Origin of the sequence: Inquilinus sp. NPDC058860 (genome assembly GCF_042743185.1) — a bacterium.
Classification (GTDB): Bacteria; Pseudomonadota; Alphaproteobacteria; order DSM-16000; family Inquilinaceae; genus Inquilinus.
Genome location: NZ_JBHYMS010000022.1, coordinates 88,075 through 102,996 on the forward strand (window position 1 = coordinate 88,075; position 14,922 = coordinate 102,996).

At 69.5% G+C, this 14,922-nt stretch carries 10 protein-coding genes; 8 read left to right on the plus strand and 2 right to left on the minus strand.

What is annotated here, in order from left to right:
* Positions 1–86 precede the first annotated feature (86 nt).
* On the plus strand, positions 87–4,391 hold the full coding sequence (locus tag ACFW16_RS17205) for an Ig-like domain-containing protein (RefSeq protein ID WP_380307104.1): 4,305 nt from the start codon (positions 87–89) through the stop codon (positions 4,389–4,391).
* A gap of 61 nt (positions 4,392–4,452) precedes the next feature.
* Here ACFW16_RS17205 and ACFW16_RS17210 read toward each other — a convergent pair whose 3' ends face one another.
* Positions 4,453–5,340, minus strand: a complete 888-nt coding sequence (locus tag ACFW16_RS17210) for a LysR family transcriptional regulator (protein ID WP_380307106.1) — start codon at positions 5,338–5,340, stop codon at positions 4,453–4,455.
* A 92-nt stretch (positions 5,341–5,432) separates the two neighbouring features.
* Between ACFW16_RS17210 and ACFW16_RS17215 the strand changes: the two genes are divergently transcribed.
* Positions 5,433–6,932: a CoA-acylating methylmalonate-semialdehyde dehydrogenase gene (locus ACFW16_RS17215; protein ID WP_380307108.1), complete on the plus strand. Its 1,500-nt coding sequence runs from the start codon at positions 5,433–5,435 to the stop codon at positions 6,930–6,932.
* A gap of 191 nt (positions 6,933–7,123) precedes the next feature.
* On the opposite strand, the gene ACFW16_RS17220 is transcribed toward ACFW16_RS17215, so the two are convergent.
* Positions 7,124–8,065 (minus strand): ribose-phosphate diphosphokinase, encoded by a 942-nt coding sequence (locus ACFW16_RS17220; RefSeq protein ID WP_380307110.1) that lies wholly within the window; start codon positions 8,063–8,065, stop codon positions 7,124–7,126.
* Positions 8,066–8,417: 352 nt separating this feature from the next.
* Here ACFW16_RS17220 and ACFW16_RS17225 point away from each other — a divergent pair, with 352 nt between their 5' ends.
* The 6 genes from ACFW16_RS17225 to ACFW16_RS17250 all read left to right on the plus strand — a co-directional run bounded on the left by ACFW16_RS17225 (position 8,418) and on the right by ACFW16_RS17250 (position 14,750).
* The gene (locus ACFW16_RS17225; RefSeq protein ID WP_380307112.1) at positions 8,418–8,816 is read left to right on the plus strand and encodes a RidA family protein; all 399 of its coding nucleotides are present in this window, start codon (positions 8,418–8,420) and stop codon (positions 8,814–8,816) included.
* Between the two features lie 363 nt (positions 8,817–9,179).
* Positions 9,180–10,205: a substrate-binding domain-containing protein gene (locus ACFW16_RS17230; protein ID WP_380307114.1), complete on the plus strand. Its 1,026-nt coding sequence runs from the start codon at positions 9,180–9,182 to the stop codon at positions 10,203–10,205.
* Between the two features lie 64 nt (positions 10,206–10,269).
* The gene (locus tag ACFW16_RS17235) at positions 10,270–11,820 is read left to right on the plus strand and encodes a sugar ABC transporter ATP-binding protein (protein ID WP_380307116.1); all 1,551 of its coding nucleotides are present in this window, start codon (positions 10,270–10,272) and stop codon (positions 11,818–11,820) included.
* Positions 11,817–12,788: an ABC transporter permease gene (locus tag ACFW16_RS17240; protein ID WP_380307118.1), complete on the plus strand. Its 972-nt coding sequence runs from the start codon at positions 11,817–11,819 to the stop codon at positions 12,786–12,788. The genes ACFW16_RS17235 and ACFW16_RS17240 overlap by 4 nt, the downstream gene beginning before the upstream one ends.
* Positions 12,789–12,793: 5 nt before the next feature.
* A complete protein-coding gene (locus ACFW16_RS17245) occupies positions 12,794–13,774 on the plus strand; it encodes a sugar-binding transcriptional regulator (protein WP_380307120.1) in 981 nt (326 codons plus the stop codon).
* A complete protein-coding gene (locus ACFW16_RS17250; protein ID WP_380307122.1) occupies positions 13,758–14,750 on the plus strand; it encodes an aldo/keto reductase in 993 nt (330 codons plus the stop codon). The genes ACFW16_RS17245 and ACFW16_RS17250 overlap by 17 nt, the downstream gene beginning before the upstream one ends.
* Positions 14,751–14,922 lie beyond the last annotated feature (172 nt).

A 14,922-nucleotide genomic window follows, 5' to 3' on the forward strand; every position in this document is an offset into this window, starting at 1 on the left:
TTCATCGTCGCCAGGACTGGACGCGTATACCGCTCGCCAGAGAGGCCGCTGCTTCGACGGTAGAGCCAAGGAAGAAGGGGGAGAAAATGAACGCCTGTCGACTGGCCCTCCTGGCCGGCCTGGTCTCCGTGTCTCTGGCCCCCGGCCTGCCGGCCTCCGCCCAGGACCCTCTTCCTCTCGAAGGGCCGGGCCTCGGGAATCTCACCTACACCGATGCCGAGCTGTTCCGCGAGATTTCGACGATCAAGTGGAACACCGCCACCAACACCAACGGCATCCCGGTCATCCAGTACACCATCCCCGGCAACACCAGCCCGCAGAAGCCCTACGGCACCAATGTCGGGGTCATGCACAACGGCTATTTCCTGACCATGTTCGCGCCGGACAGCGGCGAGGCGACCGGCGGTTTCCTGCTGTACGACGTCAGCAACCCGCGCGACATCAAGCTGGTCAAGACCATCTACGAGCCGGACGGGCGGACCAAGGAGTTCCGCGAGCCGCACGCCTTCGGCCAGGCCACGATCGGCGGCAAGGACTACATCGCCGTGCCCAGCATCTATGGCGTCGAGTTCTGGGACTTCACCGACATCAACGACATCAAGCAGGTCAAGAAACTCGTATTGCCGGGGGTGAATGCCGGCGACTACGAGAACGTGAACTGGCAGATGTGGTGGCAGGCCCCGTATCTCTACGTGGCGTCGGCCAGCCGGGGCATGTTCATCGTCGACGCCAGCGATCCGGCCAATGCCAGGATCGCCGACCGCGGCAACGGCCGGTCCAACCCGGTGCCTTTGGGCGAGCTGGGCGGCTTCCGCGCCGGCCCGGTCTTCGCCATGGGCAACGAGATGGTGCTGACCTCGATGGAGACCACGTCGGGCTTCGCCAGCCTGGACATCTCCGACCCGCTCAACCCGACCCTGATCGGCGGCAAGACCACCCTGCCGAACTACTACGCCACCTGCTTCAACGGCCGGAAGCTCTACACCTCCGGCCGGAACGGCGACGGCAAGATGGCCGGCTACGACCTCTCGAACCCGCGCGAGGTCAAGATCGAGAACGAAAACACCCTGATCGAGGAAGGGCTGTACTGCGCCGCCCAGGACGACCATCTGATCGTCGGGGCGCAGCGCTACATCTTCAAGCTGGACGTCACCAACCCCGCCTCCTACCCGGAGATCGGCCGGTCCGAGCGGGTGCCGGACAACGCCACCGTCCCGCCGCGCGGCAACCGCGACCCGGATCTCGGCCAGGTCGCGATGCTCGGCAATCTGGTCTTCGTCGGCAGCGACCACGGCACCAACACCGCGTTCCGGCCGCACCAGAAGGCGCCGGACACGACACCGCCGGCGGTCCTGACGGTCTCGCCTGGCAGCGGCATGCTGCGCCAGGCGACGACGTCCCGCGTCGGCCTGGCGCTGTCCGACAGCATCCTGCCGGAGACGGTCAACGCCGGCACCTTCATCGTCCGCCCCAAGGGCGGGACGGCGCTGGCCGGCACCTACAGCGTGCAGCTGGGCATCGTCAACTTCTCCCCGGCCCAGCCGCTGCAGCTCAACACCGAATACGAGGTCGTGCTGACCGCCGGCGGGGTGAAGGACTACGCCGGCAACGGCCTCGCCACGGAGTTCACCTCCAGCTTCACCACCGGCAGCCAGGCGGTCCCGACCACCTATGTCAATCGCTGGCCGCTCGCCAGCACGCTGACCGACGTGGCCGGCGGCAATGACGGCAAGGCCGGGAGCCAGGACAGCTACGCCGAGGGCGGGCTGGACTTCACGCCGCGCACCACCGGCGTCGAGCTGGAGAGCGACGCCATCGCCGAGGCCCTGGGCGGCACCGCGACCGTCAGCTTCCGCATCAAGACCAGCCAGATCGGCAACAGCAATCCGTGGCAGGCCCCGGGCATCTTCGGGCGCGACCAGGTCGGCGGCGCCAACGACGTGTTCTGGGGCTGGATCGACAATGCCGGCTATCTGAACCTGTCGGTCGGCGACCGGAGCGCGACCAATCCGGTCACCCGGTCCGGCGCGCCGATCAATGACGGGCAATGGCACCAGGTCGCCATGACCCGCGACGCCGTGACCGGCGCCCAGGCCATGTTCGTCGACGGCGCCAAGGTCACGTCGACCGGCATCGCAGGGGTGCTGGGGCTGTTCGACAAGCTGCAGATGCTGGGGCAGATCCAGGGCAATCCGGTCGCCTTCAAGGGCATCCTGTCGGATGTCCGGGTCTACAAGCGGGTGCTGACCGACGCCGAGGTGGACGGCATCTTCAACCCCCGCCCGGCGGTGCTGCCGCAGCAGCAGGTCGCCAAGGCGGTCGCGCTCGACCCGGCCGCGCTGGGCCTCAGCGGGGCGAAGTACATCTGGAACTTCGGCGACGGCAGCGCGCCGGTCACCACCACGGCGGCCAGCCCGATCGCGCGCTACACCTATGGCACGCCGGGCAACTACACCGTCTCGGTGACGGTGGTGACCGAGGACGGCACGGAGACCTCGTTCTCCTTCCTGCAGAGCGTGATCCACCCGGTCACCGCCGCGGCCCCGACCCACACCAGCAACATCGTCGGCAACTCCACCGCGGTCTACGCCCTCGACCCGGATGCCGGGACCATCGCCGCGATCGACGCCGCCACCCTGGCCAAGTCCTGGCAGCTGGCGGCCGGCAAGGAGCCGAAGACCCTGGCCCTCGGGCCCGGCGGCAAGCTGTGGGTCGCGGTGCAGGGCGACGACAAGCTGCTGCGCATCGACCCCCTGACCAAGGCCGTCAGCACCTTCACGCTGGATTACGGCAGTGCGCCCTACGGCGTGGTCTTCACCCCGGACGGCACCAAGGGCCTGCTGACCCTGGCCGGCAAGTCGGCGCTGGCGGTGTTCAACCCGTCCACCGGGGCGATCACCGGGCGGGTGACGCTGCCGGGCGCCGGCGACGTGCGCGGCATCGCGGTCAGCGCGGACTCCAGGACGGCCTATGTCACCCGCTTCCGCTCGAAGATGACGCAGGGCGAGGTCTACAAGGTCAACCTCGCCACCCTCGGCACCCCGGCCGTGATCGCGCTGCCGGTCGACACCACGACGCCGGCCACCGAGGCCGCGGCGCCCGGCGTCGCCAACTATGTGAACCAGGTCGTGATCTCCCCGGACGGGCGGCGCGCCGTCCTGCCGTCGAAGAAGGACAACATCGTCCAGGGGCGCTACCGCAAGCAGATCGACCTGAAGGCCGACACCACCGTGCGCTCGATCCTGTCCCAGATCGACCTGGCGCAGGGCAGGGAGGTGTTCGCCGAGCAGATCGACTTCAACAACCGGGGGCCGGCGCGCGCCGCGATCTTCGCGCCTTCCGGCAACTACCTCTTCGTCGCCGAGATGGAATCGAACAGCGTGGAGATCGTCGATCCCTACCGCCGCGCGGTGGTGGGGTCGGTCGCCGGCATCGGCCGGACGCCGCACGGCCTCTATCTCGACGCCAGCCGGAAGCGCCTGTTCGTCAACGCCTTCCTCGACCGCCGCGTCACCGTCCACGACATCGGCAAGGTGCTGACCGGCGAGGATTTCATCACGCCGGCCCCGACGGTGATCGCCACCGTAGCGACCGAACCGCTGCCGGCCACCGTGCTGGCGGGCAAGCGGATCTTCTACAATGCCGCCGACCCGCGGATGAGCAGCGAGAGCTACATCTCCTGCGCCAGCTGCCATGTCGACGGCGACAGCGACGGCATGGTCTGGGACTTCACCCAGCGCGGCGAAGGCCTGCGCCGCACCATCTCGCTGCAGGGGCGGCAGGGCGTCGGGCCGGCCATGGGCAAGCTGCACTGGACGGCCAATTTCGACGAGCTGCAGGATTTCGAGAAGGACATCCGCGACGAGTTCGAGGGCGCCGGCTTCATGAGCGACGCCGACTACGCCGCCGCCATCGACCCGCTGGGCCCGAAGAAGGCCGGGAAGAGCGCCGACCTCGACGCCCTGGCGGCCTATGTCTCGTCGCTGAAGACCTTCCCGCGCAGCCCGTACCGGACGGCGCAGGGATGTCTGACGGCGGATGCCAAGCGGGGCGAGCAGGTGTTCCAGACGGCGAGCTGCACCACCTGCCACGGCACCGCGGTCAGCCAGGACAACCAGCGGCACGACGTGGGGACGGTCCAGCCGTCTTCCGGCACCGGGTCGGGCCAGCCGCTGCCCGGCACCGGCTTCGACACCCCGACCCTGCACGGCCTGTGGCAGTCGTCCTCGTACTTCCACAACGGCCAGGCGGCGACGCTGGCGGATGTGTTCCGCCCGAACCTCAGCGCGGTGCATGGCGGCAAGATCGGGGCCGGCAATGTCGCGGCCTTGACCGCCTATCTGCGGTCGCTGGACGGCCAGAACGCCTGCGCCGGGGTGGCCAGCCGCTAGTCGGCCCACCCGGTCCTCCGGACAGGCTGCGGTGGGGCAGCCTGTCCGGATCCCTTTTCGGTCATGCCGGCAGGAAGCGCCGGCGCTCCTCCTCGAAGCGGCGGGCGATGAACTGCCGGCACAGCGCCACCCGCCGCAGCCCGGCGCTGTCCGGATGCGACAGCATGAAGTAGCTGCGGCGGAAGGCGACCTCCGGCAGGATCCGCACCAGCCCGGGCACGCCCGCTGCGGCGAAGTCGTGCAGCACGCCGATGCCGACCCCGGCCCGCACCGCCTCCATCTGCCCGGTGACGCTGGCGCAGCGGAAGCGGCGGAGAGACCGGTCCTCCAGCGCCCAGGCATAGTCCAGCGCCGGGGCGTAGGCGTAGTCCTCCACCCCCGTCACCACCACATGCTCGGCCAGCCCGTCGGCATCCTTCGGCGTGCCGGCGGCGGCGAGATAGTCGGCCGCGGCATAAACCCCGAGGCTGTAATCGGTCAGCCGCGACACGATCAGCCGGCCCTCCACCGGCCGGTCCAGGCCGATCGCCAGGTCGGCCTCGCGCCGCGACAGCGAGAAGCTGCGGGGCAGGGGCACCAGCTCGATCGTCAGGCTGGGGTATTGCCGGGCGAAGCGCCCCAGCTCCCGCGCCAGGAAATGGTTGCCGAGGCCGTCCGGGGCGCCGATGCGCACCGTGCCCGACACCTCCGCCTCGTCGCTGCGCAGCCCCTCCGCCGCGCCCAGCAGCGCCGTCTCGATGCCCTCGGCCACCGGCAGCAGCCGCTCGCCGGCCTGGGTCAGCACCGACCCCGCCGGCCGCCGGTCGAACAGCACCGTGCCCAGATCGGCCTCCAGCGCATCCAGCCGGCGCGCCACCGTGGCGTGGTTCAGCCCCAGCTTGCGCGACGCGGCCAGCAGCTGGCCGTGCCGGGCGACCGCCAGGAAGACGCGCAGATGGTCCCAGTCCATGGCTTCAATTCCCGCACAACGGTTGCTCGATCCTGTGCGTTGATGCGCGCCGGGTAAAGCGGGAAGGTGCCGGCAGCAGAGGAGGAGACGAGATGCCGACCGAGATCCATCATTTCATCGCCGGCCGCCGGGCCCCGGGCAGCAGCGGGCGCACCGCCCCGGTCTTCAACCCGGCCACCGGCCAGCAGAGCGGCAGCGTGGCCCTGGCCTCGGCCGACGACGTCCGCGCCGCGGTCGTTGCAGCGAGGCAGGCGTTCCCCGGCTGGGCCGGCACCACGCCGCTGCGCCGCGCCCGCATCCTGAACCGCTTCCTGCGCATCCTGGAGGAGCGCACCGACGAGCTGGCAGCCGCCATCACCGCCGAGCACGGCAAGGTGCTGAGCGACGCCCGCGGCGAGGTCCAGCGCGGCATCGAGGTGGTCGAGTTCGCGACCGCCGCGCCGCAGCTGCTGAAGGGCGAGTTCACGGAGAATGTCGGCACCCGCGTCGATAGCCACGCGATGCGCCAGCCGCTCGGCGTCGTCGCCGGCATCACCCCGTTCAACTTCCCGGCCATGGTGCCGATGTGGATGTTCCCGGTGGCGCTGGCCTGCGGCAACTGCTTCATCCTGAAGCCGTCGGAGCGCGACCCCTCGGCCTCGCTGCTGCTGGCCGATTGGCTGAAGGAGGCCGGCCTGCCCGACGGCGTGTTCAGCGTCGTCCATGGCGACAAACAGGCGGTGGACGCGCTGCTGTTCGACCCCGACATCGCCGCGATCAGCTTCGTCGGCTCGACCCCGATCGCGCGCTATATCTACGAGACCGCGGCGCGCACCGGCAAGCGCTGCCAGGCGCTGGGCGGCGCCAAGAACCACATGATCGTGATGCCGGACGCCGATCTCGACCAGGCGGTCGACGCGCTGATGGGCGCCGCCTACGGCTCGGCCGGCGAGCGCTGCATGGCGATCTCGGTCGCGGTGCCGGTCGGCGAGAAGACCGCCGAGGCCCTGCTGGCGCGGCTGGAGCCGAGGGTCCGCGCTTTGGCCATCGGCCCCGGCACCGACCCGGAGGCCGAGATGGGGCCGCTGGTCACCCGCCAGCATCTCGACAAGGTGCGCGGCTACATCGACTCCGGCGTCGCCGAAGGGGCGAAGCTGGTGGTCGACGGGCGCGACTTCCGCCGCCAGGGCTATGAGGACGGCTATTTCATCGGCGGCACGCTGTTCGACCATGTCACCACCGACATGAAGATCTACCGCGAGGAGATCTTCGGCCCGGTGCTGTCGATCGCCCGCGCGCCGGACTACGAGACGGCGGCCGGCTGGATCAACGGCCATGAATTCGCCAACGGCACGGCGATCTTCACCCGCGACGGCGACGCCGCGCGCGAGTTCGCGCACCAGATCCAGGTCGGCATGATCGGCATCAACGTGCCGATCCCGGTGCCGATGGCCTTCCACTCCTTCGGCGGCTGGAAGTCGTCGCTGTTCGGCGACCACCACATGCATGGGCCGGAGGGCGTGCGCTTCTACACCCGGCTGAAGACCATCACCACCCGCTGGCCCACCGGCATCCGCGCCGGCGCCGAATTCGTGATGCCGACGATGAAGTAGGCGCATCTCGCGCTTGAACTCCGCAGACCGAGACATCGAGGGGCGTGCCATCCGGTGCGCCCCTCGTTTCTGTCCGGCCCTCCGCAAACCGCCTGATGTGCCGGGGCTGGCGGATGAGTTCAGGCCGGCCTGCTCGATCCAGGCGGTGACCGCGGCCTTGCGGCGGGCGCGCTCGGCCCGGATCATGGGAGCTAGGCGTGAAACAGCTCGCTGACGGACTCTCCCGCGTGAATCCGGCGCATCGCCTCGGCCAGGGCGGGAGCGATGGAGAGGACCACGAGCTTGGGATGGCGCTCGGCTCCGTCCACCGGAATCGTGTTGGTGCAGACGATCTCCAGCACGTCGTCCTGGGCGCCGAGACGCTCCAGCGCGCCGCCGCAGAAGAGGCCGTGCGTGCAGGCCACGCGGATCGACCGCGCGCCCTGGCGGCGGAGATGGCCCAGCAGCTCCAGCACCGTGCTGCCCTTGGCGATCTCGTCGTCGATGACGATGACGTCCTTGCCGCGGACCTCGCCGATGACGGTGCTGATCTCCACGCGGTCGTTCTCGTAGCGCTGCTTGGCGCCCATGGCGACGCCGGCGCCCAGCAGCCGCGCGAAGGCGGAAGCCTCCTTCGCATAGCCGAGGTCCGGCGAAACCACGACGGCGTTGGAGAGGTCGTACCGGCGGAAATGGCCGGCGAGCTCGCCGAGGGCGTGGAGATGGTCCACCGGCACGCTGAAGAAGCCATGGACCTGGGGCGAGTGCAGGGCGACCGTCAGGATCCGATCGGCCCCCGCCGCGGTCAGCAGATCCGCCACCAGCCGGCCGCCGATCGAGATGCGCGGCGCATCCTTCTTGTCCGATCGGGCATAGGCGTAGTGCGGCATGACCACGGTGATCCGCGAGGCCGATGCGCCGCGGGCCGCGTTGATCATCAGGAGCAGCTCGACCAGATGCTCCTGCACCGGAGGATTGAGGGGCTGGACCAGGAAGACGTCGCGTTCGCGGCAATTCGCCTGCAGCTGGACCTGCAGGCAGTCATTGGCGAAGCGCTGCACCCTGGACGGCCGGAGCGGCACGCCCAGGGCGGCGCAGATCTCCGCCGCCAGGCCGGGATGCGCGGTTCCGGAGAAAACAGCTAGATCCGCCATTGGTCCCCCTGGGCGCCCGGGTCTTCGGAACGGCGCCACGCTAGAGGCGGCGAGTGGCCTTGTCCACGGCAGGACCTTGCCTCCCCACGGGCATCGGCAATGCTGGAAAAGCGCAGGCGCCGAGCGGCTCGGGACGGTATTCCATCAGATCTTGCGGGCTGGCCGACCCGATTCACTCCATTCCAAAGAAGCATACGCCGCGTATGCGTATTGACATACGCGGCGTATGTTCCGATATGGCGGCATACGGGACGTATGTGAATGACCGTCCCGGTCAGCGGACCTGAACCCTGAAGCCGGGCGGTCGTCGCGACGGCGGGGTGGTCCGTCTTGTCCGCACAGGAGTGAAACGATGGCCAGACGCGATGCGATCTTCCCTGCCGGCCGGCAGGCGCTGTACGAGATCAACCGCTATTCGGCGGCGATCCGGTCGGGCGATCTGCTGTTCGTCTCGGGCCAGGTCGGCAGCCGCGAGGACGGGTCGCCCGAGCCGGACTTCGGCAAGCAGGTCCAGCTCGCCTTCGACAATCTCGCGGCCGTGCTGAAGGCGGCCGGCTGCACCTTCGACGACGTCGTCGACGTCACCACCTTCCACACCGACCCGGCCGCGCAGTGGGAGACGATCGCCCCGATCCGGCTGAAGGCGATCGGCGAGCCGCCCTATCCGAACTGGACCGCGGTCGGCGTGAACTGGCTGGCGGGCTTCGATTTCGAGATCAAGGTCATCGCGCGCATTCCGCAGGCCGCCTGATCGCTCCAGGGCAATCGGGTGAAGAAGTATTTTGCCTGTTTCATTGTCATGCCCGGGCTTGACCCGGGCATCCAGAGACTGTCGACATCTTCTGGATTGCCGGGTCAAGCCCGGCAATGACAGAAAAATAGCAAGTATAACGCGGTCCAGCCTCTTCGACCGATTGCACAGCTGATCGTCCATCCTCATCGACCCCATGGGGGCGCGCCGGTTCCGTCGGCGCGCCCCTTTTTCTTTGCCCTCGACAAACCGCTTGACGCCATCGGCAAAGCCCGCTTTCTTGGACGGAAGAAATTTCAGTTGTTGAAATATACATCAACAACCGGTCGCGGATACCGCTGCCGGAGCTAGGGAGGATGAGAGATGACGAAGTTGCGTACCCGGATCCTGGCGGGCGCCGCCCTTGGCGCGCTGCTGTCCGCCGCCCCGGCCGGCGCGGCCGAGCCGTTCCGCTGCGCGCCGGGCGAGCTCTACGCCATGAACGTGATGGTCTCGGGCGTCGAGTACTGGTTCCCGGTCTACGAGATGTTCAAGCAGGCCGGCAAACAGATGGGCTGCGAGACCATCTACACCGGCACGCCCGACTACGACGTCACCAAGCAGATCGCCAGCTTCGACCAGATCCTGGCGCGCCAGCCCAAGGGCATCCTGGTGCATCCGATGAACTCGGACCCGTTCATCGAGCCGATCAACCGCGCGATCGACCAGGGCACGGCGATCGTCACCTTCGCGGCGGATTCGCCGAACTCGAACCGCACCGCCTTCATCACCTCGAACAACGACCTCGAGGGCAAGGGCGCCGCCGACGCCGTGGCCGAGGCGATGGGTGGCAAGGGCGAATACGGCGTGCTGGAGAATCCGGGCCAGGACAACCACGACCGCCGCGTCGCCGCCTTCATCAAGCGGATGGAGGAGAAGTGGCCGGACATGAAGCTGGTCGCCCGCGCCGCCTCGAACCAGGACCCGAACAAGGCCTACCAGGCCGTGCTGTCGATGGCCCAGGCCAACCCGAATCTCGGCGCGCTGTTCATGCCGGAGGCGAACTCGGCCCTCGGCGCCGCCCAGGCCAGCGTCGAGCTCGGCGGCAAGATCAAGGTCATGACCGCCGACGTGAACGCCAAGATCCTCGACATGATCAAGGCCGGCCAGGTGTTCGGCTCGGTCAACCCGAACCAGGGCATGCAGGGCTATATGGGCTTCATGGCGCTGTACCTCGCCGCCCATCCCGACCTGATCGACCCGATGAACGACGCCAAGGGCGCCGGCCGGAACCCGATGGCGATCCCGTTCATCGACAACGGCTACGCGGTGGTCACGGCCGCCAATGCCGACGACTTCTACTGGGACAAGTATCTGAAGCGCCGCGGCACCAAGGGCATCGACGAGTAATCGCCGATCCGACTGCCGGCCGGGACCGTCCCGGCCGGCCTCCGCGACCATGAAAGCCTTCGACGTGTCCCTGCTCTCCGTCCACGACATCGCTAAGAGCTTCGGCCCGGTCCGCGCGCTGTCCGGCGTGCGGTTCGAGCTGAAGGCCGGCGAGGTGCACGCCCTGATGGGCGAGAACGGCGCCGGCAAGTCGACGCTGATGAACGTCCTGGGCGGCGTGCACCAGCCCGACCGCGGCACGGTCAGCCTTGACGGCAAGCCGGTGCGGATCCCCAGCCCGGCCGCGGCCCAGGCGTTGGGCATCGGGCTGGTGCACCAGGAGATCGCGCTCTGCCCCGATGCCACCGTGGCCGAGAACATCTTCATGGCCGAGACCAATGGCCGCCGCGGCCTCAGGCGCGGCCTGTGGCTGGACACGCGCGACCTGAAGCGGCGGGCCGAGGCGGTGCTGGCCAGCCTGCATCCGGTGCCGGTGGACGTGCGGGCCGGCGAGCTGCCGATCGCCAGCCAGCAGATCGTCGAGATCGCCAAGGCGCTGACCCTGAACTGCCGGGTGCTGATCCTCGACGAGCCGACGGCGGCGCTGACCGAGGCGGAGGCCGAGGCGCTGTTCGCCATCATCCGCGGCCTGCAGGCACGCGGCATCGGCATCATCTATATCAGCCATCGGATGGCCGAGATCTTCGCCATCGCCGACCGCATCACCGTGTTCCGCGACGGCGCCTATGTCGAGACGCTGCAGACCGCGGCGACGACGCCGGAGCAGGTGGCGGCGAAGATGGTCGGCCGGCCGCTCCTGGACCTGTACCCGCCGCGCCGCGGCCCGGCCACCGGCGCGCCGCTGCTGCGGGTCGAGGGCCTGTCGGACGGCGGCATTGTCCGCGATGTCGGCTTCGAGGTCCGGCCGGGCGAGATCGTCGGCTTGGGCGGGCTGATCGGCTCCGGCCGCACCGAGACGGTGCAGGCGATCTGCGGCCTCACCCGGTGCGCTTCCGGCCGCATCACCTGCGACGGGGCCGAGGTGCCGCCGGGGGACTATCCCGCCGCGATCCGGCAGGGGCTGGTCTATCTCAGCGAGGACCGCAAGGGCAACGGCGTCTTCCTCGACCTGTCGATCGCCCAGAATGTCTCGTCGCTGGACCTGCGGCTGGTGTCGGGCCCGGTCATGGTCAGCCGCCGGCGCGAGGCGGCGCTGGCCGAGGCGATGCGCCAGCGCCTGGGCATCCGCTGCGCCGGCGTGCAGCAGCCGGTGGCGACGCTGAGCGGCGGCAACCAGCAGAAGGTGGCGCTGGCCCGGCTGCTGGCGGTCAATCCGCGCATCCTGTTCGTCGACGAGCCGACGCGCGGCGTCGACATCGGCGCCAAGGCGCAGATCTACGCCATTCTCCGCGAGCTCGCCGACCAGGGCGCCGGCATCGTCGCGATCTCGTCCGAGCTGCCGGAGCTGATCGGCATCAGCGACCGTATCCTGGTCCTGCATGAGGGCCGCCTGGCCGGCGAGCTCGGGCCGGACGAGATGACCGAGGAGGCGATCATGCACCTGGCCTCGGGCCTCGGGTTCCAGGACCACCGGCAGGGCGCGCCGCGTCGTGCCGCCATGGGAGACATCAGATGAGCATGGCCGCCGTGACGCCGATGATGCGCGTCGTCCGGGTCCGCGAATTCGGCCTCCTGGCCATCATCGCCCTGCTGTTCGTGGCGATGAGCTTCGCCTCGCCCTATTTCCTGACCCTGTCGAACATGCGCGCGATCCTGCTGTCCTTCTCGATCGAGGGGATCGTGGTCATCGGCATGACCATCCTCCTGATCGTCGGCGGCATCGACCTGTCGGTCGGGTCGGTGGTCTGCCTGTCGATGGTGATCGGCGGCACGCTGTTCCTGGCCGGGCTCGACCCCTGGTCCGCCAGCCTGATCGCGGTCGCTTGCTGCGGCGCCATCGGCTTCCTGATGGGGCTGTGCGTCACCCGGATCGGGCTGCACTTCTTCATCGTGTCGCTGGCCTTCATGGTGATCACCCGCGGCCTCAGCCTGCTCCTGACCCAGGGCACGCCGCAGTCGCTGTTCTCGCTGCCGAAGGAATTCAAGTTCGTCGGCCAGGGCAGCCTCGGCGGCCTGCCCTTCGTGATCCTGATCTTCCTGTTGCTGATCGCCCTGTTCGACGTGCTGCTGCGCAAATCGGTGCTGTTCCGGCGGGTCTACTACACCGGCAGCAACGAAAAGGCGGCCCGCTTCTCCGGCATCGATACGAAGCGCACCAAGATCATCTGCGCCACGCTGTGCAGCACCCTGGCCGGCATCGCCGGGGTGATCTACATGGCCCGGTTCGGCGCGGCCACCCCGCAATTCGGCGTCGGCATGGAGCTCAGCGTCATCGCCGCCGCGGTGATCGGCGGGGCCAGCCTGAACGGCGGGTCCGGCACCATCGCCGGCGCGGTGCTGGGGGCGGCCCTGCTGTCGCTGGTCACGTCGTCGCTGATCCTGCTGAACGTGCCGGTGTACTGGCAGGACATCATCCGCGGCGCCATCCTGCTGGTGGCGGTGACGATCGATCACCTCCTCAACATGAACAAAGCCCGGGGCTGAGACCGATGCCGCGCCCGCTCTACAGCGAATCCGAACGACTGCGAAACATCCACCGCGTCCTGGTCATGTTCTACCAGGAGCACCGCTCCCAGGCGGACATCGCGGCGGAGATCGGCATCTCGCCGGCCAGCGTCAACCGCATGATCCGCGAGGGGCATGAGCGCGGGCTGGTCGACATCCGCATCCGCTCGCCCTTCGACGCGGAGGAGGGGCTGTCGGCGACGCTGAAGCGCCTCGGCGGCCTCGATTCGGCCGTGGCGGTGGCCGCGGTCTCGACCGATCCGGCGATCGTGCTGAAGGCGGCGGCCGAGGCGGCGGCGACGACGCTGCTGGAAGGCCTGGCCGACGGCATGACCATCGCCGTCTCCGGCGGCGTCGCCCTCTGCGCCACGATCGAGGCGCTGGCGCCGCCGCGGGCCTACGACGTCCGCGTCGTGCCGGCGACCGGCGGGGTCCAGGGCAAGTTCCGCACCGACGTCAACCACGTCGCCGTCGCCCTGGCCGAGAAGCTGGGCGGCAAGGCCTACCAGCTGCACGCCCCGATCTTTGCGGCGAACGAGGCGGAGCGGGCGGCCCTGCTGTCGGTGTCGACCATCCGCAGCGTGCTCGACATGGCGCGCGCCGCCGATGTCGCGCTGTTCGGCATCGGCTCGGTGCGCGACGAGCACGCCACCTACCTGACCCTGTCGGACACGGCCGACCGCGGCGCGATCGAGCGCGTCGGGGCCGAGGCGGAACTGCTGGCCCATCTGGTCGACCGCGACGGCCGGCCCTGCGACCACCCGTCGAACCGCCGGCTGGTGGCGCTGACGCTGGACGAGCTGGCGGGGATCCCGCGGCGCATCGCGGTCGCGTCGGGCGAGCGCAAGGTCGGGGCCATCGCCGCGGTGCTGCGCGGCGGCGCGCTGGGCCATTTGATCACGGACGACCGGACGGCGCGTGCGGTCGTCGAAAAGCTGGAGGGCAAGGATGCAGATGCAGCGTGAGATCGGGGCCAGCGGGATCCCTGCCAGCGCGGTGGGGCTCGGCACCTGGGCCATGGGCGGCTGGCTGTGGGGCGGCGGCGACGACGACGCCTCGGTGGCGGCGATCCGGGCCGCGCTGGATGCCGGCGTCACCCTGATCGACACCGCCCCGGCCTACGGCCTCGGCCGGGCCGAGCAGCTGGTCGGCCGGGCGGTCGAGGGGCGGCGCGACGAGGTGGTGCTGGTCACCAAATGCGGCCTGGTCTGGGACACCGACAAGGGCCGCCCCTTCGTCGGCCAGGACGACAAGACCATCCACCGCTATCTCGGCGCGGACTCGGTGCGGCAGGAGCTGGAGGCCAGCCTGCGCCGCCTGCGCACCGACCATGTCGACGTGCTGATCACCCATTGGCAGGACCCCACGACCCCGATCGCCGAGACCATGGAGGCCCTCTTGGCGCTGAAGGCCGAGGGCAAGACCCGCGCCATCGGCATCAGCAACGCCAGCGTCGAGGACCTCGCCGCCTACCGCGCGGCCGGGCCGGTCGACTGCGTGCAGGAGGCCTACAACATGCTCGACCGCGGGCTGGAGCAGACGCTGATCCCGCCCTGCCGCCAGGCCGGCATCGCCGTGATCAGCTATTCCAGCCTGGCGCTCGGGTTGCTGACCGGCCGGATCGGGCCGGATCGGAGCTTCGACGGCGACGACCTGCGCCGCACCAATCCGCGCTTCTCGGCCGAGAACCGCCGCCTGGTGGCCGCCTTCGCCGCGGACCTCGGCGGCATCGCCCGCGACCATGGCGTGGCGGTCGCCGATGTGGTGATCGCCTGGACCCTGGCGCAGCCCGGCATCACCTTCGCCCTGTGCGGCGCGCGCAACGCCGAGCAGGCCCGGGCGAATGCGCGGGCGGGAGAGCTGCGCCTGGCGGCGGACGAGCTGGCGGCGATCGACCGCGCCATCGCCACCCATCTCGGCCCGGTCGCGGCGGCTGCTTAGGTTCCAGGTTCGGGAATGATCAACTCACACATTGCCCCTTTTGAGTCCCCCCTCCCCTTGCGGGAGGGGGGCAGGGGGAGGGGTTCTGCGCGCGTCCGCGCGCGAATGGGCAGGGCACCCAATTCGCCGTCCGCGCCGATTTGCGATAGTCCGAGCCGGCTCGATCCGAGAG